Raw genomic sequence first — 23,357 nt, 5'->3', positions numbered from 1 at the left:
TTCTATTCAATTTCTCCTGATCCATAGCTATACTGTTGCTTATTCTCAATACGCTCAATTACGTCTTGTAATTCATCCGGCTTCAAAAACTCAATTGGAGAGAAGCCTTTCTCAAACGTAAGTGTATCAGCCTCAATCATTAATACATATCGGTCGTTTACCTTTGCAATATGTATTAGGTCTCCGAAATCAGCAAGCAACGCCTTCACAGAGATATGATCTGCTTTTAGCTTTAATTCCACTTCAGGGGCGTGCTCGACGATTTGAGCAGTAGCTTCCATTACTTCTTCGGTTGAAAATTGTTCCATAATTTCGCGTTTCGGACTGGCAGCCCATACTTCCATCGCTTGGTCGAATTGTTCGCGTTCTTCAGTACCTTCTTCAAATACATCTTCAATTTGGTCGTATACCATGTCCATTACTTGTGTTTTCATAATTTCAGGCATAGAGCGTTCGTATTCGACGAATTTTAAGAAGTCTTCAAAGTAGCGGGCGTGTGATGCTTGGTGTATTTTTAGTTCGCCAGGCTCCACCATACCTTCTTCAGGCATGTATGGGTACTGAATAGATTTCATATTCTTTGTTGTGATGGCCATTTCAACGTTACGAATAAGTGTTGATTCATCAGAAATGGAAGCAACCTTTGGTTCGAAGTCACATTTCATTACGAATACGAATGGATCATCAAAGTATTTGCGTAGTTTTGCTTGAGCGATTAAAAACACACCACCACGTACAGCGCTTGTGTCAAGGTATGTATAAACGAGAGGTTCGCTCATATCTTTGAAGTTTTCTTTTGTTTCTGCAAAGCGAATACGATTAAATAAGTTGTAATGAGGGTTTGAATCGAGTTCATGCCCTTCTTCTACAATAAAGCGACCAATCTTCGTTGGGGCTTGTTCTGTTTTTGCGTGACGTTCTACTTTTCGCTTTGAAATTTTTAATAATTCACCATTCAAAAATTCTTTTAAAGAGCTATCTTCATACTCTTCAGCGTCTAATGTTTGAAAATGTTTATAGCGCTTATCAACTGCTTCACCTTTTCCTTCTACTTGTACTACATAAAAGGAAAGAAAATTTATTTCAAAATCCATATTTATCACCTTGTTTCATTTCATTAACTCTTATCAGTATAGAGATGGAAAAAACTTTCGTCAATTTATATAAGGAAGGGGGAGTCCCTTCCTTATATATTTGTTATTTTCGAAATTAAAATCCGTCTTCTAATGCTGAAAATGGAATGTTTAGCCTGTTTTCTACTGTACGTAAACGCTGATTTAAGCGATTTAATCTACGTGTATGACGCTCAACTGTGTTTTCTAGTTGACGTACTCTTTGCTCGAGCTCATTTACTCGTCTTTCTAATTGACGGTTTCCAGCACCAGGAAAAGAGATTGGAAGTTGAAATTGGCGATTTGGATCATATGGATTAATTTGCTCTGTTTGATCTATATATTGTTGGTATTGTGCCTGTAAATCATACTGAGGTTGGTAACCATATTGGTTATATGAATCATAAGGGTTGTAGGGATACATAAAAAAATCCTCCATTTCTTTATAATAGGTTAAATTCACCATAATGTATGTGCAAAAGCGGAGTAGTGGCACGGCAAATACCTATATACACTGAAGCGAATGATTGTTTTTACCTATAAAAGCTCGGTTTAAGTTGTTTAATAATGATCACATATGAAAAATCGGTATTACGGTTTCTAAAGCATGCAGGTGAATAAAGAGGTGAAATGAAAGAGTTTTACATTTGTATTTTATCTGTTAAATGGTATATACTGGATGGATATAGGTTACATAAAAGTTACAATCTTATCAAACTCGAAAATTTATATAAATATGTATAGACATTTACAAAAGAAAAGAGTAATTTTAATAGAGTAAAAAACAACTTGTAACATTTTCTAAATATATTGTAAAATGATTGTAACAAAAGATACATAAAAATGAAATAATACATAAGAAATAATGTTGGGGAAAAGGAGAGAGTATATTGTTCCGAAAAATAAAGGGTATATTAGTAGGGGTGCTATGCGTAGCTGTAGTAAGTGGTTGTGGAACAAAAGTAAGTGATGTGGCATTAGTAAGTGATTTTGGGGGGAACGTTGTAGAGGCTAAGGCTGATGTACAGGATTCAATTAGCTTAGTGGATGGGCGTACTGGTACTGAGGTGAAAAAATTAGATTTATCGAGCTTAGGTTATTTTGAAGATGAAGCGAAATTCAAAGCAGCGGTAACGAAGGTTGCTAGTGAAGTTGGTAAAAGTGTCGATAAAAAGATGGTACCTTCCCGTTTGGCACCTGATGGAACGTGGCAAGAAGGAAAGCCTGCTTATGAGTTAATGGAAAAAGAATTAGTGGCTAAATTATTAAATGTGGGTATGTGGGATTCTTCTTATCAGTTACCAATTGTGGAGAAAAAACCGGTTGCAACACTTAGTGATGCTCAAGGAAGTGGTACTGTAATTGGTAGATATGAAACGAATTTAGGTGGCTCAGCAGGTGGTAGAGTTGAAAATATTCGTTTGTCTGCCGCGAGCATAAATGGGGTTGTTTTAGCGAAGGGAGACCGTTTCTCTTTCAATGCATTAATCGGTGATACAACACCAGATAAAGGGTATCAACTAGGAAAAGAAATTGTGGATGGTAAATTAGTAGATGGTTATGGTGGTGGCGTTTGTCAAACATCATCAACGCTATACAATGCAGCAGATCAAGCTGGTTTGAAAATGGTAGATAGAACTACACATTCTAAAACAGTAGGTTATGTCCCGCAGGGAAGAGATGCTACAATTGCTTATCCATATTTAGACTTAGTATTTGAAAATACGAATGATGCTCCTGTTAAGCTTTATATGGGCATTCAAGGCGGAAAGTTAGTTGCTGAAGTACATAAGATGAAATAAATATGTAGTTAAAGGATAATAAAGTAAAATATTTATAGTTTCTATAATTGAAGCCATCTCTTCTGAATTTCAGAGGAGATGGCTTTTGTGTACAGTTTATTAAGAATAGTAAATTGATGTATTACTAGTATGTTCGAAAAAAGGTTGAGTTTAATTCTTAGTTTTCCTATTGACATTGTTTTAAAATGGCTGTATTCTTCATAATAACAACTTAATAAATGGAAAAATTTATTAGTTTTCTTATCAAGAGAGATGGAGGGACTGGCCCGGTGAAATCTCAGCAACAGGCTACAAAAGTACTGTGCTAATTCCAGCAAACGTATGAGGCGTTTGGAAGATGGGGGGAAATGGATTAACATTCAACTCTTCTTATATGTGTAAGAAGAGTTTTTTTGTTTAGAGAGGGGGGAGAAAATGAAATTTGATGTAACGTATTTTTTAGAAAGTTTTCCGCAATTATTTAAGTATGTATACATAACTTTAGGGATTACTGTTGTTTCCATGATTATTTCTTTCTTTATAGGGATTGGCTTGGCAATCATAACAAAAAACAAAACGAAATTTTTATATCCAATTGCAAGGGTGTATATCTCTTTCTTTAGAGGAACACCGTTATTGGTTCAATTGTTTGTGTTGTATTTCGGATTGCCACAAATATCTCCGGCTTTTACAGTACTTACAGCTATGCAAGCAACTTTAATTGGTCTCAGTTTAAATAATGCTGCTTATTTGTCAGAGATCATTCGAGGTTCATTGAATGCTGTGGAATCAGGGCAAATGGATGCTTGTTTATCAGTTGGAATGACAAAAGCACAAGCGATGCGACAAATTATCTTTCCGCAGGCTATTCGTGTAGCAGTGCCGTCACTTGGAAATAATTTTGTTGGATTGTTAAAAGAATCTTCGTTATCTTTTGCACTTGGAGTGGCTGAAATATTGGCACAAGCGAAAATGCTGGCGGCACAATCGTATCGTTATATGGAAAGCTATTTAGCGGTAGCGATTGTGTATTGGATTATTACAATCGTAATCAGCTGGGGACAGAAAAGGTTGGAGAAGAAACTTGATGCACCGTATTTATAAGAGAAGTGAGGTGATATATGTGATTGAGTTAAAAAAATTGTATAAATCTTACAAACATAATGAAGTGCTGAAAGGAATCTCACTTACTGTAAAAAAAGGGGAAGTGGTAGTAATTATTGGACCTTCTGGTTCAGGGAAATCGACATTACTACGATGTTTAAATTTATTAGAACAACCAGATGATGGCAGTATTAGAATTGAAGATTTAGAGATTCATACGAAAAAACTTTATCAAAAAGAAATCATAAAATTACGTCAAAAAACAGCTATGGTTTTTCAAAACTATAATTTATTTAAAAATAAAACAGCATTGCAAAATATTACAACAGCATTAACGGTTGTACAGAAAAAAAGTGAAGAAAAGGCAAATGGAATAGCGAGAGAAATATTAAAACAAGTAGGCTTAGCTGATAAAGAAGATTTTTATCCGGCAATGTTATCAGGTGGACAACAGCAAAGGGTAGGGATTGCTAGGGCAATGGCTTTAAATCCAGCTGTATTATTGTTTGATGAACCGACTTCAGCACTTGATCCAGAATTAGTTAATGAGGTATTACAAGTTATTAAAGATTTGGCAAGACAACATATAACGATGGTTATTGTTACACATGAAATGAATTTTGCAAAAGAGGTGGCTGATCGCGTTATTTTTATGGCTGATGGAATTATCGTAGAGCAGGGAACGCCAGAAGAGATTTTTCGAAACCCACAAAATGAACGTACGAAAAAGTTTTTACGGCAATTAAATGCATCTGAAGAAGGAAATCATTTCGTTATTTAGGAGGAAGAGTTATGAGAAAATCGTCATTATTACTAACATTAGCATTAACACTATCAGTTGGAGCTTTGTCTGCATGTGGTTCTAATGCAGCAAGTAAAAAGACAGATGAAAAAGTAGTGAAAGTTGGGACTTCTGCAGGTCGTAGCCCATTTATATTTAAAGAAGGTGAGAAAGTAAAAGGTTTTGATGCTGAAATTATTGAAGCGGCCGCTAAGAAAGCTGGATATAAAGTAGAATGGAATGTTTCTGATTTTGAAGGATTATTCGGTTTATTAGATTCAGGCCGTATTGATACGATTGCAAATGAATTATCCGTTTCTCCGGAAAGAAAAAAGAAATATGACTTTTCGATCCCGTATGTGTATTCAGGTTCTGTTTTTGCGGTGAAGAAAAATAATAATACAATTAAATCGCTAGAGGATCTAAAAGGAAAGACTGTAGGTGTTGGACTTGGTACAGCAGGAGAGCAAGAGTTAAAAGCTTTAAATAAAAATAATGCTTTTACGATTAAAACGTACTCAGAGGACCCAACGGCGGAATTGAACGAAGTAGGCTTTGGACGCGTCGATGCTTATTATAATGATAAAGTTCAAGTGGAAACAACAATAACAAAGGCGAAACTAGATAATGTCAAAGTTGGATTTGGCCCACTTGAATGGGGAGAGATTGCATTTCCATTTGCAAAAAAGAGTGAAAAGTTAGAAGATATAAATAAGGCGTTAAAAGAATTAGAGCAAGATGGAACATTAAGTGACATATCGAAAAAATGGCTAAAAGTTGATGCTACAAAAAAACAAAATTAAGGTGTATTCGTTGAATGGGCCTATTGCCTATCAACTTACATAAAAAACTAAAGGGAACTGGAGAGGAAGTTATTCATGGTACAAATTCATCCGAAAACACGTATTGGTCATGTTGCATTTAAAGTAAAAGATTTAGAGCGTCAAATTGCTTTTTATGAGAATGTAGTAGGGTTAGAAGTAATTAAACAAGAGGAGAACAAAGCACACTTAGCTGGAAAGGGTGGTAAGAATACGTTACTTGTTCTTGAGCAGTTGGAAGATGCAGCGCTACAAGAACCGCGTACGACGGGTATATATCACGTTGCCTTTTTAGTTCCGACTCGTGAAGCTTTTGCTTCGGCACTATTTGGTGTTATCCGCAATAAAAAGGTAATTGATAGTCCGGCTGAGCAAGAAGGGCGTTATACATATTCAAATGAAATTTTACCAATTTCAAGGTTTAATAGCGCAAGTGATCATACGTATAGTGAGGCATTTTATTTACAAGACTTAGAGGGTAATGGTATCGAAATATATGCAGACCGTCCGCGTGATCAGTGGGGAGAAGGGCCAGGAGGAAGTACGCCACTTGATTTAAAAGAACTAGCAGTGCTCGTTGATTATGAGTTTGATGGCTTACCAGCCGAAACGGTGGTTGGACACGTACATTTACGAATAGCTGATGTGGAGAAGTCACATGAGTTTTATGTAGATACAGTAGGTTTTGAAGTACAACAGCGTGAAGATGATTGCTTATTCATTTCGGCAGGAGGCTATCATCACCATATTGGTGCAAATACGTGGAACGGGGTAAATAATCCACATCCACCAGCACATGCAACGGGACTAAAAGTGTATACGATAGTACTACCGCATAAAGAAGCGTTAGATGAAGTGAAAGAAAGATTAATAGAAAAACAACATGAAATAAATGAAACTACAAATGGATTTACTGTAGTAGATCCAAGTGGTATTACAGTGCAGTTTGAAATAGAAGCAGTATAAAGTGAAACTTTAATTAGTGGGGGTTTTGTTCATCCCCCACTGATTATTAGCCTTCACCAATCGGGTGTTTATGAGCAGTTAATCTCCCACCTAACTTCTTTGTTCCAGCTGAATTTTGAGGTGGGAGTTGTACTGCCCGTTAACGCGGGATAAAACAAGCCAGAAAGTGTTTAATCACTTTCTGGCTTGTTTTTGATTATTTAGAGCTCAATCCAATACCTTCTCACAACATTCCCATCTTCTTCAGTGTAATCTTCATCCCGGAGACCGCCGTTATGTAAAATCGTTTTCTCAGAAGCCGTATTCACTTCGTCACAAACGACAAGTGCTTTCGTGATGTTTAATTCTTTCGTTTTTTCTAATGATAACTCTAGTAACTTTGTAGCATAACCTTTTCTTCTTTCAGAAGGGCGAATACCATAACCGATATGGCCTCCAGCATTAAATAGATGATCAGTTAAACTATGACGTATATTAACAACTCCTACAATTTTATTTTCATCTGTCACGAGCCAATAAGTAGAATCTGGTACCCAAGTTTCAGGAATATTTATTCCGTTATGTGCGTCGTGTAATTCTTGAATCATTGTCGTGAAATTAGAAGGATTTTTTGAAATAACCCATGGAATCATCGCTTCACCGCTATCTTTCCATTCGTTATAAAAATCTAAGTATTCTTCTTGTAAATCGGTAGTAGGTGTAAGTAAAGAGATGTTCATTGTTAGTAAGCTCCTTTTATTTATGTTTTTTTTCACAAAAATTATGATATGAAATGAAAGCGTTCCCTGACTTTCTCAACCTCATTTCACGCAACTCATATGCCATTTTTAACTGAAAATAAGTTAGACGTTGAACTTTAAAGGTTTTTTGTATGAGAAGTAGGACGTTTTATTTATGTTAATATTTAAAATATTAACATAAAATCACTGGGATATTAAATGTATTTCAATAAAATGCTTTTATATCGATGGGTAGATGCATGTGATAATTTTTGTTTTATCTCTCTATAATGAATAAAAGGGGGAAGTGCTTGTGAGCTTACATATTGATTTTATTATACGAATCGGTGTTGCTGGTTTGTTAGGGGCGATAATCGGTATTGAAAGGGAAATTCGCTCAAAAGAAGCTGGATTAAAAACACATTTCCTAGTAGCCGTAGGGAGTGCTTTAATAATGGTCGTTTCGAAATATGCTTTTTCGGATATTGTGTTTGAAGAACATATGGCTCTTGATCCGAGCCGGATTGCAGCGCAAGTTGTTAGTGGAGTTGGATTTTTAGGTGCAGGTACAATCATTATTCAAAAGCAGGCAGTGAAAGGATTAACGACAGCGGCTGGTTTATGGGCTACAGCAGGAATAGGGTTAGCAATTGGAGCAGGTATGTATGTTGTAGGGATTGGAGCGATGATTCTCGTTTTGATTGGTTTAGAGATTGTAAGTCGTATTTTTAAGGTGCAATTTTTATTTCCGCAAAATATAACAGTGCAAATGTGTATAAATAAACACGAAGCGGTACAACAAATAGTAGAGACGCTACGAGTGAAAGGTATTCCAATACTTTCATATGAAGTTGAAGCCTTACAGCAAGATACAGAAATAGTTTATAAGGTAGGAATGCAATTGAAAAATATATCGTCAGAAGAAAAGAATGCATTTATTCAGCATATGCAAACATTGCCGGAAATTACGTTTATAAAGTTAAAATCATAGTGTTGAAATAGAGGATAGATGTAGCAGGAATTTCGCTATTATCTATCCTTTTTTGACATAAATCACATGTGAAGTCAAGTGTTAATTTCGCTTTGAATGGATACATGTGTGAACGTTCCCTTCTTTTTTCTCAATACAGAATAAAAAGTCAGAATAGTAAAATAATGGAGCGGGACACTAAAAAATGTAAGGTAGGGGAGAGCATGAAAGGCTATTCAAAAAAAGTTTTAGTAGGGGTAAGTTTTGCTAGTTTAATTTTAGGGAGTTTTCAAGGAAGCATATTGGCGGAAGATACTAAGGGAGAGCAAGTTTCATATCGAAATGTGCTAAAAATGGAGCCGGTTGGTGTACAACTGCCCGTGGAAGAATTAGCTCATTCATCGAAAGTATTAGAAAGCAAGTCTTTTGAGAAAAGGCTACAATTTGCTGATTTATCGCAAAGACCGCCTGAAGTAAAAAAGGAAAGTAAGCAATTAGCTGTAGCAAAAACTTATACAATTGCTGAATTGAATCAATTAAGCAATCAACAATTAGTAGATTTACTTGTAACAATCGATTGGGAGCAAATTACGGGGCTATTTCAGTTTAATAAGGACAGTCTTGCATTCTATCAAAATGATAGTAGGATGCAGGCAATTATTGATAAATTGAAGCAGCAAGGACAAGCTTATACGAAGGATGATTCAAAAGGGGTTGAGACATTAGTAGAGGTATTGCGCTCTGGATTTTATTTAGGTTTTTATAATGCAGAATTAAGTAAACTTAATGAGCGGAGCTATCATGACAAGTGCTTGCCGGCGTTAAAAACGATTGCGAACAATCCAAATTTCAAGCTCGGTACATTGGAACAAAATAGAGTTGTATCATCATACGGAAAATTAATAGGAAATGCTTCGAGTGATGTGGAAACGGTAACATCGGCTGCAAAGATTTTTAAGCAATATAATGATGATTTTTCTACATTGGTAGATAATCTTTCAGCTGGAAATGCGATTTACGATATTATGCAAGGTGTCGATTATGATATTCAATCGTATTTGTACGATACGAGAAAAGTACCGAAAGATACAGTATGGTACCAAAAAATAGATAGTTATATTAATGAGTTAAGTAGATTTGCGTTAATGGGAACGATTACAGAGAAAAACGGATGGCTTATTAATAATGGCATTTATTATACAGGGAGACTCGGCACATTCCATAGTACAGGGACGAAAGGATTACAAGTTGTAACAGATGCGATGAAAATCTATCCTTATTTAGGTGAGCAATATTTCGTAGCAGCTGAGCAAATTACGACGAATTATGGCGGGAAAGATGCAAACGGTAACGTTGTTAATTTAGATCAAATACGAGAAGATGGGAAGAAAAAGTATTTGCCGAAAACGTATACGTTTGATGATGGTGCAATTGTTTTAAAAGCCGGAGATAAAGTGACTGAGGAGAAAGTTAAACGTTTATATTGGGCAGCAAAAGAAGTGAAGGCACAATTCCATCGTACGGTTGAAAGTGACCAACCGTTAGAAAAAGGAAATCCAGATGATGTATTAACGATGGTTATTTATAATAGCCCAGCTGAATACCAATTTAACCGTCAATTGTACGGATATGAAACGAATAACGGCGGTCTTTATATAGAAGGAACAGGTACGTTCTTTACTTATGAACGTACGCCACAAGAAAGTATTTATAGTTTAGAAGAATTGTTCCGACATGAGTTCACGCATTATTTACAAGGTAGATATGAAGTGCCAGGACTTTGGGGGCAAGGTAAGATGTATGAGAATGAGAGATTATCTTGGTTTGAAGAAGGGAATGCTGAGTTTTTTGCAGGTGCAACGAGAACGGACAACGTCGTTCCAAGAAAGAGTATTATAGGAGGACTATCTTCGAATCCAGCAGAACGTTATACGGCAGAGCGAACGTTAAATGCAAAGTATGGAACGTGGGATTTCTATAATTATTCCTTTGCTTTACAATCGTATATGTACAATAAGAGATACGATATGTTTGATAAAGTTCATGATCTTATTAGGAAAAATGATGTAACAGCATATGATGCATATCGCTCTGCTTTAAGTAAAGATGCGAATTTAAATAAAGAGTATCAAGACTATATGCAAATGTTAGTAGACAACCGTGAGAAATATAATGTTCCGTTAGTGTCAGATGATTATTTAGCAACTCATGCACCGAAACCAGTTTCAGATATTGCCGCAGAAATTACAGCGGAAGCAAAATTAAGTAATGTATCAGTAAAGAAAAATAAATCACAATTCTTTAATACATTTACACTGCAAGGAACATATACAGGAACTTCTGCAAAAGGAGAATATGAAGACTGGAAAACAATTACGCAAAACGTTAATGATACGTTAAAACGTTTAAGTGCAAAAGAATGGACAGGCTATAAAACAGTAACAGCTTACTTCGTGAATTACCGTGTAAATGCATCAGGGCAATTTGAATATGATGTTGTGTTCCACAGTATTAATACAGAAGAAGGTGCTGTGAATAAAGCGCCGGTCGCGGTTATAAATGGTCCGTATAGCGGACATACGAATGAAGCAATCTCGTTTAAAAGCGATGGATCAAAAGATGAAGATGGGAAAATTGCTTCTTATAACTGGGAGTTCGGTGATGGTGCGGTAAGTAATGAGCAAAATCCAACTCACGTATATACAAAAGAAGGAACGTATACGGCGAAATTAACAGTAACAGACGATAAAGGATTAACTAATACTGCTACAACGAGCGTAACGGTTCAAAAGAAAGAAGATAACAGTGTAGAAAAAGAGCTAAATAATTCATTCCAAACGGCGAATAAACTGCAGTTAAATCAAGTTTTACGTGCTAGTTTAGGAAACGGTGATACGAGTGATTACTTTGAAATCAATATAGAAACTGCGAAAAACCTTCAAATTAATGTAACGAAGGAAAATAATATCGGAGTAAACTGGGTTCTTTATTCAGAAGCAGATTTAAATAATTATGTTACGTATGCACAGCAACAAGGAAATAAATTAGTAGGTAGTTACTATACGTATCCAGGGAAGTACTATTTACATGTATACCAGTATGGTGGTGGAACAGGGAATTATACGGTAGAAGTGAAGTGAAAAAAAGGGTCGCCATGAATGGCGACCCTTTTTTGTTATGCGTTATACCCGAATAATTTTAGATCTTCTCCTGAGTCTGAAATTATTTTTTCGAATCGCAATCCTGCTTTTTCTAACAGCGTGCCTGAAGCAACATTATCTATAGAAGTAATTGCTACAATTCGTTTCAGTCCGAGCTTTTGTACACCGTATTCGATTACTGCAGCAGCTGATTCATAGCCGTACCCTTTTGAACGGAATTTTTCTAAAAAAGCAAAGCCGATATCAACATCTTCTAATGAATCTCTTTTAATAAGGCCGCACATACCAATTGGTGTGAGATCTTCTTTTCGTTCAACTAAGTAAAGACCAAAGCCCATTTTATTATACATATCGACGGGTCCGTTTAAGATGTATTTTTTTGCATCTTCTAAGTTTTTAATACCTTTATCACCAATAAATTGAATCCATGCAGGATCATTTACTAATTCAAGAATAAACGGAGCATCTTTTACATCGAGCCAGCGAAGAGTGAGTCTTTCAGTTTCAAGAACTATCAATCTATCGCACCCCCTTTAAAAGTTATAACAATTAGTATGGATTGTGCGAAATAAAAGTGCAAGTTATTTTAATTGAGAGTTACTGTTCACATAAAGTTCGATTGTTTTGTATAAAAGGATATTTTATAATTAGGATTGATTGTAAAGAGTGAGATACTTATACAATGACTCCTAGGAAACTAGGAGTTTTTACTATATAACTATCATTATTACTAAATATGACACACTACACATTCTACTTAAGGAGGTACATAATGAAGAAATTATATAATGCATCGTTTACTTATTTGATTATCGGTTTATTGTCAGGAATATTTGCTAGGGAGTATGGGAAATATAAAGGGATTTTAGGCTCTACTTTATTAAATCTTTTGCATACGCATACGTTAGTACTTGGCTTTTTCTTCTTTTTAATTGCTTTAGGATTAGCAAAAGTATTCGCGTTTCATGAAGTGAAAGGTTTTAATAAGTGGTTTGTTTTACATAATATCGCATTAACTTTAATGCTAGGTTCGTTGGCAGCGAGAGGGCTTCTTCAACTAAATGGAGCGGACTTTAAAGGGTTAACTTATATTGTAGGGTTCTCTCATTCTATGATGGCATTTACTTTAGTTTGGTTTATGATTCTGTTGAAAAAATCATCTAAAATATAGTTTTAAAAAAGAACTTGTAGAAAAAGTGAATATAGGGTAAATAGTATAATAAAACAAAACCAGACCTTATACTTAGAGTTTTTGAGTTTGATTATATATAATCAAACTTTTTATTTGTATGGGGTAGCACCACATACCCATCAAGCTAAAATTTTATAGTACCCCCCAGACCGAAATTTTGTGCTACCTTATAGGGGTAGCACAAACAAAACGCGAATTTCGTACGCTAAGGATATCCAATATAAAAAATCCCAATCTCTCAGTGATATACATAAGAAATTGGGATTTAATTATTTAACAATTGCACTCAACTGTTAAATAATATCTATTTTTTTCATACGCTTTACAAACCTATAACCTGTTATCTCGTAACCAAGGAATTTATATAGTTCGTGTGCCTTTATCCTCTGTTCACTTTTTCCACTTAGAAGATAAATAAAATTAGAACCCCTTTTCAAAGACCATTCTTCCACATATTTAATCAATGCTTTCGCAATACCTTGACCACGATATTCTTTCTTTGTAACTAGCGATGTTATTTGAATCTTTTCATCATTGTTTGTGTACGTTGTATGAATTGTTATTCCTATCATCCCTACTAAGTTATTATCATTTATTGCAACAAAGGTGTAGTAATTTGTATTGGATTCGATACGTTGCATTCTTACTTTCATTTCATCTAATGAACTGGGATAACCTAAATCTGGCATTAAATCTGTAAATTGTTTGATGTCATCAGAATTATATTTTCTTATCTCCACTAAGGAAGCCCCCACATTTTTTCTCCAATTATATCATCTTTAATATTACAATATTTGTCTTAACGTACAGAATCCGCGTTATGTTGGTGCTACCCCATGCCCATCAACTTAAGAATTTAGAACTCCCCCAAAAAATTATGAGTTTTTTGTTACAAGTTATCACAAAATTTTCGTTTTTTGGGTAGTTTTATTTTCTTAGCTTGATTGCGATGAGCGGTACCCCATAAAGGCCCCTGATACATAATTGATGTTCTGCCATTTGTAGAAAACAATCCACTTATACCATTTTAACAAGAAGAAATATCTCGTCCATGTTGTAATATTGGCTTACGTTAAGCTTGTGAAAAAAACATATTCATGTATAATACAATTGATGTATGATACATTAGTTGTAGGAGGGTGACCTATTTGAAAAGAGAAGATGCCTTAAAACTAAGAACAGATATTAAGAAAATGATTATAATAACTGGGGTTTTTGAATCTCAAAATTTGCCCAATGGACCATTTGAAAAACCTTTACCAACTTCTCAAATGATGGCGTTAGAGGAACTAGAGGTGGAAAAATTAACTGTTTGGCAACTATCCAATAAACTTAGATTAGAGACTTCAACTGTAAGTAGATTGGTAGATAAGTTAGTAAAAAAGGGGCTTATTTATCGTGAAGTAAATGAAAAAAATAGAAGAGAACTTTTTCTGCACCTCACAGAAAAAGGTCACATAACTGTTAATTGCTTAAGAGAGCAATCCATTACATTTTATCAAAGTATTCTCAATAATTTATCAGAATCAGAACAAAAAATAGTTGTGGATGGTTTTGAATTATTTATTGATTCTATTTCTAAGCCTTTTGATTAGAGTGAGGTAAATCATAACATTTGGAGGGTAAAATGAGTTTGGATTTTGAACGTCCTATTATTGAATTAAAAGAGAAATTTGATGAATTAAAGAAAATTATGAAAGAAAATAATGTAGATTTATCGCCAGAAATTCATGTATTAGAAAAACGTTTAAATAAAATGCAAGATAAAATTTATTCTAATATTACACCTTTTCAACGAGTTCAAATTGCAAGGCTACGTAACCGGCCCACGACATTGGACTATATACCTTTATTGTTTACAAACTTTCTCGAACTTCATGGTGATCGATTATATGGTGATGATAAAGCAATGATAGGTGGTATTGCAAAATTTAAAGGGATGCCCGTTACGGTTATTGGTCATCAAAGAGGTAGAAATACAAAGGAAAATATAGAAAGAAATTTTGGAATGGCACATCCAGAAGGTTATAGAAAAGCGCTAAGACTTATGAAACAAGCTGATAAATTTAATCGCCCTATTATTACATTTATTGATACAATAGGCGCATATCCAGGGAAAGGGTCTGAAGAACGTGGAATTTCTGAAGCGATAGCTCGAAATCTATTTGAAATGGCTACACTTAAAGTGCCAATTGTTTGTATTGTAATTGGAGAGGCATCAAGTGGTGGAGCTCTTGGCATTAGTGTCGGTAACCATATCCATATGTTAGAGTATTCATGGTACTCGGTAATTTCGCCAGAAGGAGCAGCATCTATCCTATGGAAGGATGCTAAGTATGCTCCAGAAGCTGCTGAACATATGAAAATTTCAGCAAAAGATTTAAAACATTTAGGAATTATTGATGAAATCATTCCTGAAATTAAAGGTGGAGCACAAAATGATATAAAATCACAGGCAAAAGTGATTGAATCTGTAATCGAATCATCTCTAAAAAAATTGATACTATTATCCTCGGAAGAGCTTATACAACAGCGGTATGAAAAGTATAGACAAATAGAGAATTATAAATGAAAATATTTAAAGTCCGTATTACATTTCGGAGGATTCTCGCAAAAAAATTCTAAATATTTTGTAAGTAACCTCTTAAACTGGGATATGCTGATACTATTACTCTACAAAAGGTGTGTGATCGGTATGGAAAAGGAAAATTTGTTCAAATGGAAGCATTATCACATACCCATCAACTTAAGAAATTGATTGTTCCCCAAAACGAAAAAATGAGCTGAATTCTCATAAATAACTGTAAAAAGGTGAAAATTTCGGTATGGGGGTATCTCAAAAGCTTAGGTTGATGGCAATGTGGCGTGACCCCTGTATGTAAAAATACATCCATTAAATCAATCTTTTTTGAGATAATGGATGTATTTTTTTTATTTTTCATTAAGAATTTTTTGTATGGCAGTTATATATCCTGCCTTATATACCTGAATGCCGTTTTCTTTTACTCTGCCATATTTATCGGTAGTCCATCCCTGATGGTTCATAAATTCGTTTGATATGGCATTTCTCAGCGCATCTATTTCGGTATCTGTCAGATTATAAGAAGGCTCGACTATAACGACATCCTTATTTTTATTTATATCGTTTATAGGACGCAAATCAATCGTAAAGGTTGTTTGTTCCTTAAGCAGAGAGTTTTCTCTTTTGAGCTTTTTATTCTCTGCCATAAGCATACCAACCAATGCTTTGGTTGTTGGTTCGGAGATACTTGCTAAGATATCATCGTTTACGGTTGTTCTCTTTTCTTTTTTAGGCTTTTTAGTGGTAGTTTTATAGTATTCAGCCCACTGGCTTATTAAAACTCTGTAATCCTCGGCATTTTTGTTTCTAAGTGCTTGTTCACTTGGACCGCCATCATCTGCTATCAGTCTGGCTATGGTGCCAATGGAAAAATCTTTTATGTCAGACTCGGACTGTTTTTTACAGGCATTATTTATGAGTTCTAATGTTTTCTTTTTCCTTGTAGAAGCGTTCTCGTAAAACTTTAAGAACAGTTCATCTGGATGCATTTCCATCATATATCCTCCTATACCTACATTTTGATTATTATATTACATATAATACCGTAGATATTTAAATGTAACTACAATAAAAAAGGCACTACATCATTAAAATGTAATACCTTTTTAGTAGTTTGATTATAAATATTTTACCCTAGATAAGGAATACTGCAAGTTCTTTTTTGTATATAAAATTATAGGAATCTTACTATTCAGATTATTTTGTATAAAAATGGTATAATTAATGTGGCGTAAATAATATAAAAGGAGAGTACGTAATGGAAATAACAATTGAACGTTTAGTAAATGAATTAAAGGATGTACTTCCTGAAGAGCAAGTAGTGGTTAATAAGACAGTAAGAGAGTTACATAGTAAAGATGAATCTTACCATAATAGTAGTTTACCTGATGTAGTTGTTTTTCCAAAAACGATGGAAGAGGTTAGAGCAATAATGAAAGTAGCGAGTGAGCATAAAAAACCTGTCATTCCATTTGGAGTAGGTTCTAGTTTAGAAGGTCATATAATTCCTTATGAAAAGGGGATTACAGTTGATTTTTCATTAATGAACAAAATACTTGAAATAAGAGAGAAAGATTTTCTTGTGAAAGTACAACCAGGAGTGACTCGTTCTCAGCTCAATAAAGAATTGAAAAAGTACGGTTTGTTTTTTAGTGTAGATCCAGGTGCAGATGCAACGTTAGGGGGCATGGCTGCTACGAATGCGAGCGGAACGACAGCGGTTAAGTATGGCGTAATGCGTGATCAAGTTCGTGATTTAGAAGTGGTGCTTGCTGATGGGCAAGTGATACATACTGGCAATTTAGCGGCGAAGTCATCATCAGGTTATCATTTAAATGGTATTTTCGTAGGATCAGAGGGTACGCTTGGATGCTTTACAGAGCTAACATTAAAAGTATACGGCATACCAGAACATGTTATGGCTGCGAGAGCATCGTTTCCAACTATAAATGATGCAGTAGAAGCTGTTATTAATATACTGCAAGCTGGCATTCCAATTGCGAGAATAGAACTTGTTGATGAATTATCTATGAAACAAGTAAATCATTATAATGAGACAAATTACAGAGAAGAACCAACACTGTTTTTAGAGTTTCACGGAAATGAAGCAGGGCTAACGCAAGATATCGAGTTTACGAAGGAAATTGTTTTTGATCATAAATGTAAAGAAGTCGCTTTTGAAACTGAAACTGCGGCAAGAAATAAATTATGGGATGCAAGACATAACTTAGCTTATTCTTACGTTCATAGTTATCCTGGTAAAAAGCTAATGAGCACAGATGTATGTGTGCCAATTTCAGAGTTAGCTGGCGCGATTCAAAATGCGAAAGAGACGTTAGATAAGGTGGGCCTTGTTGGTGGTATTCTTGGCCATGTAGGAGACGGGAATTTTCACGTGCTCTTAATGATTGATCCAAATGATAAAGATGAAGTGAAAAAAGCGGACGAAATAAATGAAAGTATTGTACTGTATGCTCTTAAGCGTGGCGGAACTTGTACAGGAGAGCATGGCGTTGGAATAGGAAAGCAGAAGTATCAAGAAGAAGAACATGGTGCGGCATTATTGGTAATGGAGAAAATAAAGAAAGCTCTTGATCCGCAAAATATTTTAAATCCGAATAAAATTTTCAAGCTAACAGATAAGGAATGATGAAGTTTGGAGAAACGAATTATACACTTTGAAGGATTGGTCGTCTTATTAGCTACGATTTATATATATGCATTATGTGGATTTAGTTGGTTATTATTTATCGTATTACTTTTTGCACCTGATTTAGCAATGGTGGCGTACTCTATTAACAAACGTATCGGTGCACAAATATATAATCTATTTCACACATATATCATATCAATATTACTTGTTTTAATAGGAGTCTATTTAAAGATGGATACAATTTTAATGGTTGGTTTAATATGGACAGCACATATTGGCATGGATCGAATGCTTGGGTATGGATTGAAGTATGAAACTGATTTTAAGGATACGCATATTCAGAGGTTATAAAAGTGATTTGAGAAGGGTGGTCAATTGAAACAATTTATTACTGTTGAGAAATATAATACACAATGGGAAAGTGAATTTTGTAAATTACAGACGTTGATTAATAACGTAATGGGAGAACTCATTTTTTCTATAGAGCACGTTGGGAGTACATCTGTTAAAGGCCTTGCTTCTAAACCGATATTAGATGTCGATGTTGTAATAGAAGATTATGATGTTTTTCCAAAAGTAATAAAGAGACTTGAACAGATAGGTTATTTTCATCAAGAAGAGTGGAGTTTTAAGGGGAGAGAGGCTTTTGGGCGAAAGGGTCAATATGTTCCGAGGGACGGGAAGAATACAATTTGGATGGAACATCATTTATATGTATGCGATAAGAATAGTGAAGAGTTAAGAAGACATGTAGCGTTTCGTGAGTATCTTCGTGGAAATCCAAACGTTGTTATTGAATATGGGAAGTTAAAGAAAGAGTTAGCAGAAACGGCGGAAAATCGCTCAAGTTATAGCTTAGGTAAAACAGAATTCATTGAATATGTATTAGAAAAAGCTATGAAGGATAGTTGAATAGAAGAGTTTGTATCAATACGAAAATAGACTAAGGTGGCAGAAATTATATAATGCCACCTATTGTTTTTGAAGAAGAGGTTTTACTATATGAACTGACCTTATAAAACAATTACAATCTGCCCCTGCCAAATAATAAATCTCGTAAATATAATGGGAAATAAGAAGATAAGAAAAGAGGGAGCTTATGTACATACCAAAACATTTCACTATACAAGATGAAGAGACGAAGTACGAAATGATTGAACAAAATAGCTTTGCAACTTTATTTTCTCAACATAACGGGGAACCATATGCAACGCACTTACCGTTGTTATTAAATAGGGAGACTCTAACTTTACATGGCCATTTCGCACGTCCGAATGAACAGTGGAAAGATATTGAGAATCAAGAAGTATTAGCAATATTCCAAGGACCACACAGTTACATATCGCCGTCGTGGTATAAAACAAACAAAGCTGTACCAACGTGGAACTATGTTGCGGTGCATGTATATGGAGAGTTAGAAATTGTTGAAGATGAACAGGAATTAATAGATTCTCTTCAAGATTTAGTACATAAATATGAAAATCCAAAGAGCGCCTACTCACTGAACGATGTAGATCCAAATTATATGGAAGGATTAAGTAGGGGAATAGTTGGATTCAAAATAAAGATAAATAAAATAGAAGGAAAAGCGAAGTTAAGTCAAAATCATTCTGTGGAGAGACGAGGGTTAGTTATAGAAGAACTTGAGAAAGTTGGGAGTGAGGGGAGTAGGGGGATTGCAGGGTTGATGAAGGAAATAGAGTGAGAGAGAGAATTTATGTGAAATAAAGGGATGGTTCTATTTTTGTAGAAATATATTTTACTTGAAAAAACTGCCTCCGTAGCTCTAGAAGGGAAGAGCGCCGGAAAACAGTGTAGAACCGGGTCGCAAGGCGAAGGTTTCAGAAGCACCGAAAAGCAAATGAGCTGAGACAGGTGAAACTCCTGTCGGTGAAATTCCGTAGGGAAGCGTGTTCCCCTTAGCCTATGCTTACGAAAGGAGTGCGGGTTCGAATCCCGTCGGAGGCATATTGAAAACCCTATATTAAGAAATAGTTTGTCTTTATTATACCTATTTAATGGTAAAATTAAGGTTAGGATATTTTATAGTGGGAAACAAAATGGAAGTGTTTTTAGTAGCCGCTTTTTCAGCTATGATCATAATGATGACAGTTTTTGTTATAATAAAAGCTTGTTTTACGGGGTACAAGAGGAATGATATATCATTTCGGAAATTTATTTTTTTATCAAGTGTTTCAATTATGCTAGGCTGTTTAGTATCATGGGTGTTACCATTTGGCTATGAAAAAATATTGGATTATATTAACTAAATAAATGCATTTAAAAAGACCTTCTTAATTGAAGGTCTTTCATTTTTTAAAGTGCTTTTTCAGCTGTTGTTGTGTTGTAGTCTTTGCTTACGTCAACGGATTGAACAAAGTCAGGTTTTTGTGGTGCAGGGAAATCTGCATGACTTGCTTGATATGTAAATGAACCATTTATTCCAAGGGACACAATTCCGATGACAGATAATCCTAAAATAGCAGAACTAATTCTTTTAATCATTTTAATGCTCCTTTCTCAAATGTTTTTTCTTTTGCTTGTAACGCTTTATGAAAATATTCACTAGCCTTTACATGATTATTTTCATCATAAAGTTTGACGGCGAATTTCTCTGAATATTCTTGAGTGTAGTTATATAAAGATTCTTTGTCGAAATACGTAATTCCTTCAATAATAATTTTTTCTAAGTCTTCAGTTGAATCATTATTGTTTAAAGACTTTAAAATTTTAAAGTGGAGTATATATTCCTCATTATTTAGTTCTGTACAAAGCTTTAATCCTTTTGTAATAAATTCTTCTGCAATATTTGTTTCGCCAAGTTTAGAATGTTCTCGTGCTTGTAAGAAAATCGCTTTAAAATGGGTTGGCATTTTTGTTGTTACTTCAGATAAGTGACGAATAGCTAACGTTGATAGGTTTTGATTGGCATATAGCCAACCTAAGTTATTACGTACTCTTAAAAGTAAAGATTCTTCATTTTGTTTTTGTAAAACATTTATTGCTGAATTGTAGTGTTCTTCAGCTTGTTCGTATTGTCTTAATTGTACACAGGAGGCACCTAAAACGCTGTCACATGAAGCAACAGTTTTTTCATAATCTCTATGTGTGATAAGTACTTCTCGAGCTTTATTAGCATATTGAATCGCTTCAATAGGTTTATAAAAATGTTGATTAAAGATAGCGAATCGGTAATTAAATTCTGCTTCCTCTAGTTTATCTGAAATATTGACTAATAGTTTCTCAGCCTCTTCATAATGTTCACATGCTAAGTTATAATTTGTTGTTAAAGTAGCATAAATTCCTTTAAACAAATGATAATAATAAGAAAGTTGATTGTTAGAAGAGATAGAATAAGAATCAATTTTTTCAAAACTATCTTTTGTAATGCTTAAACTATCTGTTAAAATTTTATAGCGAAAATCTAGTAAGGAATAGTATAATGCTAAATTTTCGTCTTCTTTAAAGTTTAGTTCCTTTTCCTCAATTTCATGCTTTAAATTCTTCGCCTGTGAAACATCTTGCTTTAGCATGGCTAAATACCAATCATTAAATAGTTTTGTAACTTGTTCATTACCTTGTAGTTGAACGTTCATAAAACCCCCTCACTTTTTGAATATTCTTATAAAATATATTATCAAAAATAACAATATTTAGAAATGGAGTTTTATATTTCTCAATATTTGTTTGGTAGATTTACTATTAAATAAATTGGAATAAAGATAGTTTTGATATTTAGTTTAAGGAAGGAGGGAGTGGAATATAGTAAGGGTAGCTAAAGAGTGATTCAGTCTGTTTATTTGGAAGGGAAATGTATAAAAAAGGTGTGTTCAAACAATTTGTATGAACACACCTTTTTACATATGAAACAATCACGTCCCGCAAAAAGTCCTATAAGGGCGATTCGACGGCACAGGAGGCGTGCAGTAATCCGCTTGTTCTTGAGAATATTCATAAGGATTTGCTAAAGCTTGAAGAAGTTTCTCCATTACGCTATAGTCTCCATTTTTAACAGCTGCTTCTAGTGCTTCTTCTACTTTGTGGTTCCTGGGGATGATTACTGGGTTGTTATTTTTCATCAACTTGTAGGCATCATCTTGTGATTCTTTTTGTCTTTCTAACCGAGATTGCCATAGCTCGTACCATTCTTTAAATTCAGGACTTTCAAATAAAGGTGCATTTTCTAATGTATTGTCAGTTAATGCACGGAATGTATTTGTATAATCTGCTTTATATTTTTCCATCGCTTTTAAAAGTTTCTCAATAAGTGATTGATCATGCTCTTCATTGCTAAATAGTCCTAATTTCTTCTTCATTCCGAGGAACCAATTGTTTTCGTACTGCACACTGAACTTTGAAATTTCATCTTGTGCAATTTTTAGTGCTTCTTCTTCATCTTCATGTAGTATCGGTATTAAAGATTCAGCTAAACGTGCGAGATCCCATGCAGCCATATATGGTTGATTTCCGTATGCATAACGGCCTTGTGTGTCAATAGAGCTAAATACTGTTCCTTGGTTATAACTATCCATAAAGGCACATGGACCGTAATCAATCGTTTCACCGCTAATCGTTATATTGTCAGTGTTCATTACGCCGTGAATGAAGCCGACGAGTTGCCATGTTGCGATAAGGCTTGCTTGTCTCTTAATGACTTCTTGTAGTAGTGCGACATATGGATTTTCAGTAGATTCAACCTCTGGATAATGTCTTTTTATCGTATAATCAGCTAAAGCTTTGAGATCTTCGATTGGGCCGCGAGCAGCCGCGTATTGGAATGTTCCAACGCGTATATGACTGCTTGCAACTCTAGTTAAAATAGCTCCAGGTAACTTCGTTTCGCGATAGATTGGTTCGCCAGTTGAGACTACTGCTAAACTGCGAGTAGTTGGAATATCAAGCGCGTACATCGCTTCACTAATAATATACTCACGTAGCATTGGACCGAGTGCAGCACGACCATCACCGCGGCGTGAATATGGAGTTGGACCGGAACCTTTCAATTGAATATCAAACCGTTCGCCTGAAGGAGTAATTTGTTCTCCAATTAAAAGGGCACGACCATCTCCTAACATGTTGAAATGACCAAATTGGTGCCCAGCATACGCTTGAGCTAGTGGATGAGCTCCTTCTGGAATAGTATTACCAGCTAAAATGGCGATTTCAGCGTCCCTTTTTAGTTCCTCAGGATTAAAGCCAAGAGATATTGCTAAAGAATTATTTAGTTTAATTAACTCCGGTGAGTGTACAGGAGTTGGGGGGATTTCTGTATAAAATGATTGTGGTAAAGTCGTATAACTATTATCTAAATTCCAACCTGCTTCATTATTTTTAGTCATTTTATCTCCTCCTTGTTTATTTTTTTATTATGTATTTGTACGTATGTATTCTTTGTAAAATTAGCTAAAAGTATAATATGATATTTCCCCTTGAAATCTATTGTAAGGACTTCATTGCACTATGTCTATTTAACAGCAAATAATAAAACTCCATTTTAAAAAAATGGAGTTTTATTA

At 34.8% G+C, this 23,357-nt stretch carries 24 protein-coding genes and 1 riboswitch; of the genes, 15 read left to right on the top strand and 9 right to left on the bottom strand.

All coding sequences use genetic code 11. The annotated features are described in order from the left end of the window. Window positions 1-2: 2 nt before the first annotated feature. Window positions 3-1,094: a DUF3900 domain-containing protein gene (locus tag MR155_RS15035; protein ID WP_002033604.1), complete on the bottom strand. Its 1,092-nt coding sequence runs from the start codon at window positions 1,092-1,094 to the stop codon at window positions 3-5. A 115-nt stretch (window positions 1,095-1,209) separates the two neighbouring features. Further along, window positions 1,210-1,536: a hypothetical protein gene (locus tag MR155_RS15030; RefSeq protein ID WP_002137656.1), complete on the bottom strand. Its 327-nt coding sequence runs from the start codon at window positions 1,534-1,536 to the stop codon at window positions 1,210-1,212. 466 nt (window positions 1,537-2,002) lie between these two features. On the opposite strand from MR155_RS15030, the gene MR155_RS15025 reads away from it, so the two are divergent. The 5 genes from MR155_RS15025 (at window position 2,003) to MR155_RS15005 (ending at window position 6,565) form a co-directional block, all read left to right on the top strand. Then, window positions 2,003-2,914, top strand: a complete 912-nt coding sequence (locus tag MR155_RS15025; protein ID WP_002137655.1) for a VanW family protein — start codon at window positions 2,003-2,005, stop codon at window positions 2,912-2,914. 237 nt (window positions 2,915-3,151) lie between these two features. Further along, window positions 3,152-3,258: riboswitch (SAM riboswitch) on the top strand. A gap of 70 nt (window positions 3,259-3,328) precedes the next feature. Then, window positions 3,329-3,997 (top strand): amino acid ABC transporter permease, encoded by a 669-nt coding sequence (locus MR155_RS15020; RefSeq protein ID WP_002137653.1) that lies wholly within the window; start codon window positions 3,329-3,331, stop codon window positions 3,995-3,997. A gap of 19 nt (window positions 3,998-4,016) precedes the next feature. Beyond that, window positions 4,017-4,778, top strand: a complete 762-nt coding sequence (locus MR155_RS15015) for an amino acid ABC transporter ATP-binding protein (protein WP_242310393.1) — start codon at window positions 4,017-4,019, stop codon at window positions 4,776-4,778. A gap of 11 nt (window positions 4,779-4,789) precedes the next feature. Beyond that, the gene (locus tag MR155_RS15010) at window positions 4,790-5,581 is read left to right on the top strand and encodes an amino acid ABC transporter substrate-binding protein (protein ID WP_002066495.1); all 792 of its coding nucleotides are present in this window, start codon (window positions 4,790-4,792) and stop codon (window positions 5,579-5,581) included. Window positions 5,582-5,656: 75 nt separating this feature from the next. Then, the gene (locus MR155_RS15005) at window positions 5,657-6,565 is read left to right on the top strand and encodes a VOC family protein (RefSeq protein ID WP_000249858.1); all 909 of its coding nucleotides are present in this window, start codon (window positions 5,657-5,659) and stop codon (window positions 6,563-6,565) included. Window positions 6,566-6,765: 200 nt separating this feature from the next. Here MR155_RS15005 and MR155_RS15000 read toward each other — a convergent pair whose 3' ends face one another. Continuing rightward, on the bottom strand, window positions 6,766-7,284 hold the full coding sequence (locus MR155_RS15000; protein ID WP_113936050.1) for a GNAT family N-acetyltransferase: 519 nt from the start codon (window positions 7,282-7,284) through the stop codon (window positions 6,766-6,768). 313 nt (window positions 7,285-7,597) lie between these two features. Here MR155_RS15000 and MR155_RS14995 point away from each other — a divergent pair, with 313 nt between their 5' ends. Together MR155_RS14995 and colA are read left to right on the top strand one after the other, a co-directional pair. Continuing rightward, window positions 7,598-8,275 carry an MgtC/SapB family protein gene (locus MR155_RS14995; protein ID WP_002066498.1) on the top strand — a complete coding sequence of 226 codons (678 nt, stop codon included), beginning with the start codon at window positions 7,598-7,600 and terminating at the stop codon, window positions 8,273-8,275. 203 nt (window positions 8,276-8,478) lie between these two features. Then, a complete protein-coding gene (colA, locus tag MR155_RS14990; protein ID WP_242310391.1) occupies window positions 8,479-11,394 on the top strand; it encodes a collagenase ColA in 2,916 nt (971 codons plus the stop codon). Between the two features lie 35 nt (window positions 11,395-11,429). Here the strand turns inward: colA and MR155_RS14985 are convergent, their stop codons facing one another. Beyond that, window positions 11,430-11,933 (bottom strand): GNAT family N-acetyltransferase, encoded by a 504-nt coding sequence (locus MR155_RS14985; RefSeq protein ID WP_242310389.1) that lies wholly within the window; start codon window positions 11,931-11,933, stop codon window positions 11,430-11,432. 254 nt (window positions 11,934-12,187) lie between these two features. Between MR155_RS14985 and MR155_RS14980 the strand changes: the two genes are divergently transcribed. Next, complete coding sequence (locus tag MR155_RS14980; RefSeq protein WP_241138546.1) at window positions 12,188-12,586, top strand: DUF2871 family protein; 399 nt, start codon at window positions 12,188-12,190, stop codon at window positions 12,584-12,586. A 314-nt stretch (window positions 12,587-12,900) separates the two neighbouring features. Here MR155_RS14980 and MR155_RS14975 read toward each other — a convergent pair whose 3' ends face one another. Continuing rightward, the gene (locus MR155_RS14975) at window positions 12,901-13,347 is read right to left on the bottom strand and encodes a GNAT family N-acetyltransferase (RefSeq protein WP_219303263.1); all 447 of its coding nucleotides are present in this window, start codon (window positions 13,345-13,347) and stop codon (window positions 12,901-12,903) included. 408 nt (window positions 13,348-13,755) lie between these two features. On the opposite strand from MR155_RS14975, the gene MR155_RS14970 reads away from it, so the two are divergent. Together MR155_RS14970 and MR155_RS14965 are read left to right on the top strand one after the other, a co-directional pair. Next, window positions 13,756-14,202, top strand: coding sequence for a MarR family winged helix-turn-helix transcriptional regulator (locus MR155_RS14970; protein ID WP_000817662.1), 447 nt, complete (start codon window positions 13,756-13,758; stop codon window positions 14,200-14,202). Between the two features lie 32 nt (window positions 14,203-14,234). Beyond that, entirely contained in the window at window positions 14,235-15,179 is a 945-nt protein-coding gene (locus MR155_RS14965; RefSeq protein ID WP_000050726.1) for an acetyl-CoA carboxylase carboxyltransferase subunit alpha, read from the top strand. A 359-nt stretch (window positions 15,180-15,538) separates the two neighbouring features. Here MR155_RS14965 and gmtX read toward each other — a convergent pair whose 3' ends face one another. Further along, entirely contained in the window at window positions 15,539-16,183 is a 645-nt protein-coding gene (gene gmtX / locus MR155_RS14960) for a gamma-mobile-trio protein GmtX (RefSeq protein WP_242310387.1), read from the bottom strand. 263 nt (window positions 16,184-16,446) lie between these two features. Between gmtX and MR155_RS14955 the strand changes: the two genes are divergently transcribed. From MR155_RS14955 to MR155_RS32035, 5 genes are all read left to right on the top strand, one after another. After that, on the top strand, window positions 16,447-17,838 hold the full coding sequence (locus MR155_RS14955; RefSeq protein ID WP_215551922.1) for an FAD-binding oxidoreductase: 1,392 nt from the start codon (window positions 16,447-16,449) through the stop codon (window positions 17,836-17,838). A gap of 6 nt (window positions 17,839-17,844) precedes the next feature. Further along, on the top strand, window positions 17,845-18,192 hold the full coding sequence (locus MR155_RS14950; RefSeq protein ID WP_219303261.1) for a DUF4260 domain-containing protein: 348 nt from the start codon (window positions 17,845-17,847) through the stop codon (window positions 18,190-18,192). 24 nt (window positions 18,193-18,216) lie between these two features. Continuing rightward, on the top strand, window positions 18,217-18,753 hold the full coding sequence (locus MR155_RS14945; protein WP_219303260.1) for a GrpB family protein: 537 nt from the start codon (window positions 18,217-18,219) through the stop codon (window positions 18,751-18,753). Window positions 18,754-18,940: 187 nt separating this feature from the next. Continuing rightward, window positions 18,941-19,546, top strand: coding sequence for an FMN-binding negative transcriptional regulator (locus MR155_RS14940; RefSeq protein ID WP_219303259.1), 606 nt, complete (start codon window positions 18,941-18,943; stop codon window positions 19,544-19,546). Window positions 19,547-19,901: 355 nt separating this feature from the next. Next, window positions 19,902-20,111: a hypothetical protein gene (locus tag MR155_RS32035; RefSeq protein ID WP_307897085.1), complete on the top strand. Its 210-nt coding sequence runs from the start codon at window positions 19,902-19,904 to the stop codon at window positions 20,109-20,111. 46 nt (window positions 20,112-20,157) lie between these two features. On the opposite strand, the gene MR155_RS14935 is transcribed toward MR155_RS32035, so the two are convergent. The 3 genes from MR155_RS14935 to MR155_RS14925 all read right to left on the bottom strand — a co-directional run bounded on the left by MR155_RS14935 (window position 20,158) and on the right by MR155_RS14925 (window position 23,180). Then, the gene (locus MR155_RS14935; protein WP_193663173.1) at window positions 20,158-20,346 is read right to left on the bottom strand and encodes a Phr family secreted Rap phosphatase inhibitor; all 189 of its coding nucleotides are present in this window, start codon (window positions 20,344-20,346) and stop codon (window positions 20,158-20,160) included. Then, entirely contained in the window at window positions 20,343-21,437 is a 1,095-nt protein-coding gene (locus MR155_RS14930; protein WP_242310385.1) for a response regulator aspartate phosphatase, read from the bottom strand. The genes MR155_RS14935 and MR155_RS14930 overlap by 4 nt, the downstream gene beginning before the upstream one ends. 276 nt (window positions 21,438-21,713) lie before the next feature. Further along, window positions 21,714-23,180 carry a protein adenylyltransferase SelO gene (locus MR155_RS14925; RefSeq protein WP_242310383.1) on the bottom strand — a complete coding sequence of 489 codons (1,467 nt, stop codon included), beginning with the start codon at window positions 23,178-23,180 and terminating at the stop codon, window positions 21,714-21,716. Window positions 23,181-23,357: the final 177 nt, after the last annotated feature.

Origin of the sequence: Bacillus cereus group sp. BfR-BA-01331 (assembly GCF_022663915.1) — a bacterium.
Lineage (GTDB): Bacteria > Bacillota > Bacilli > Bacillales > Bacillaceae_G > Bacillus_A > Bacillus_A mycoides.
This window is presented reverse-complemented; position numbering and strand designations above follow the sequence as displayed.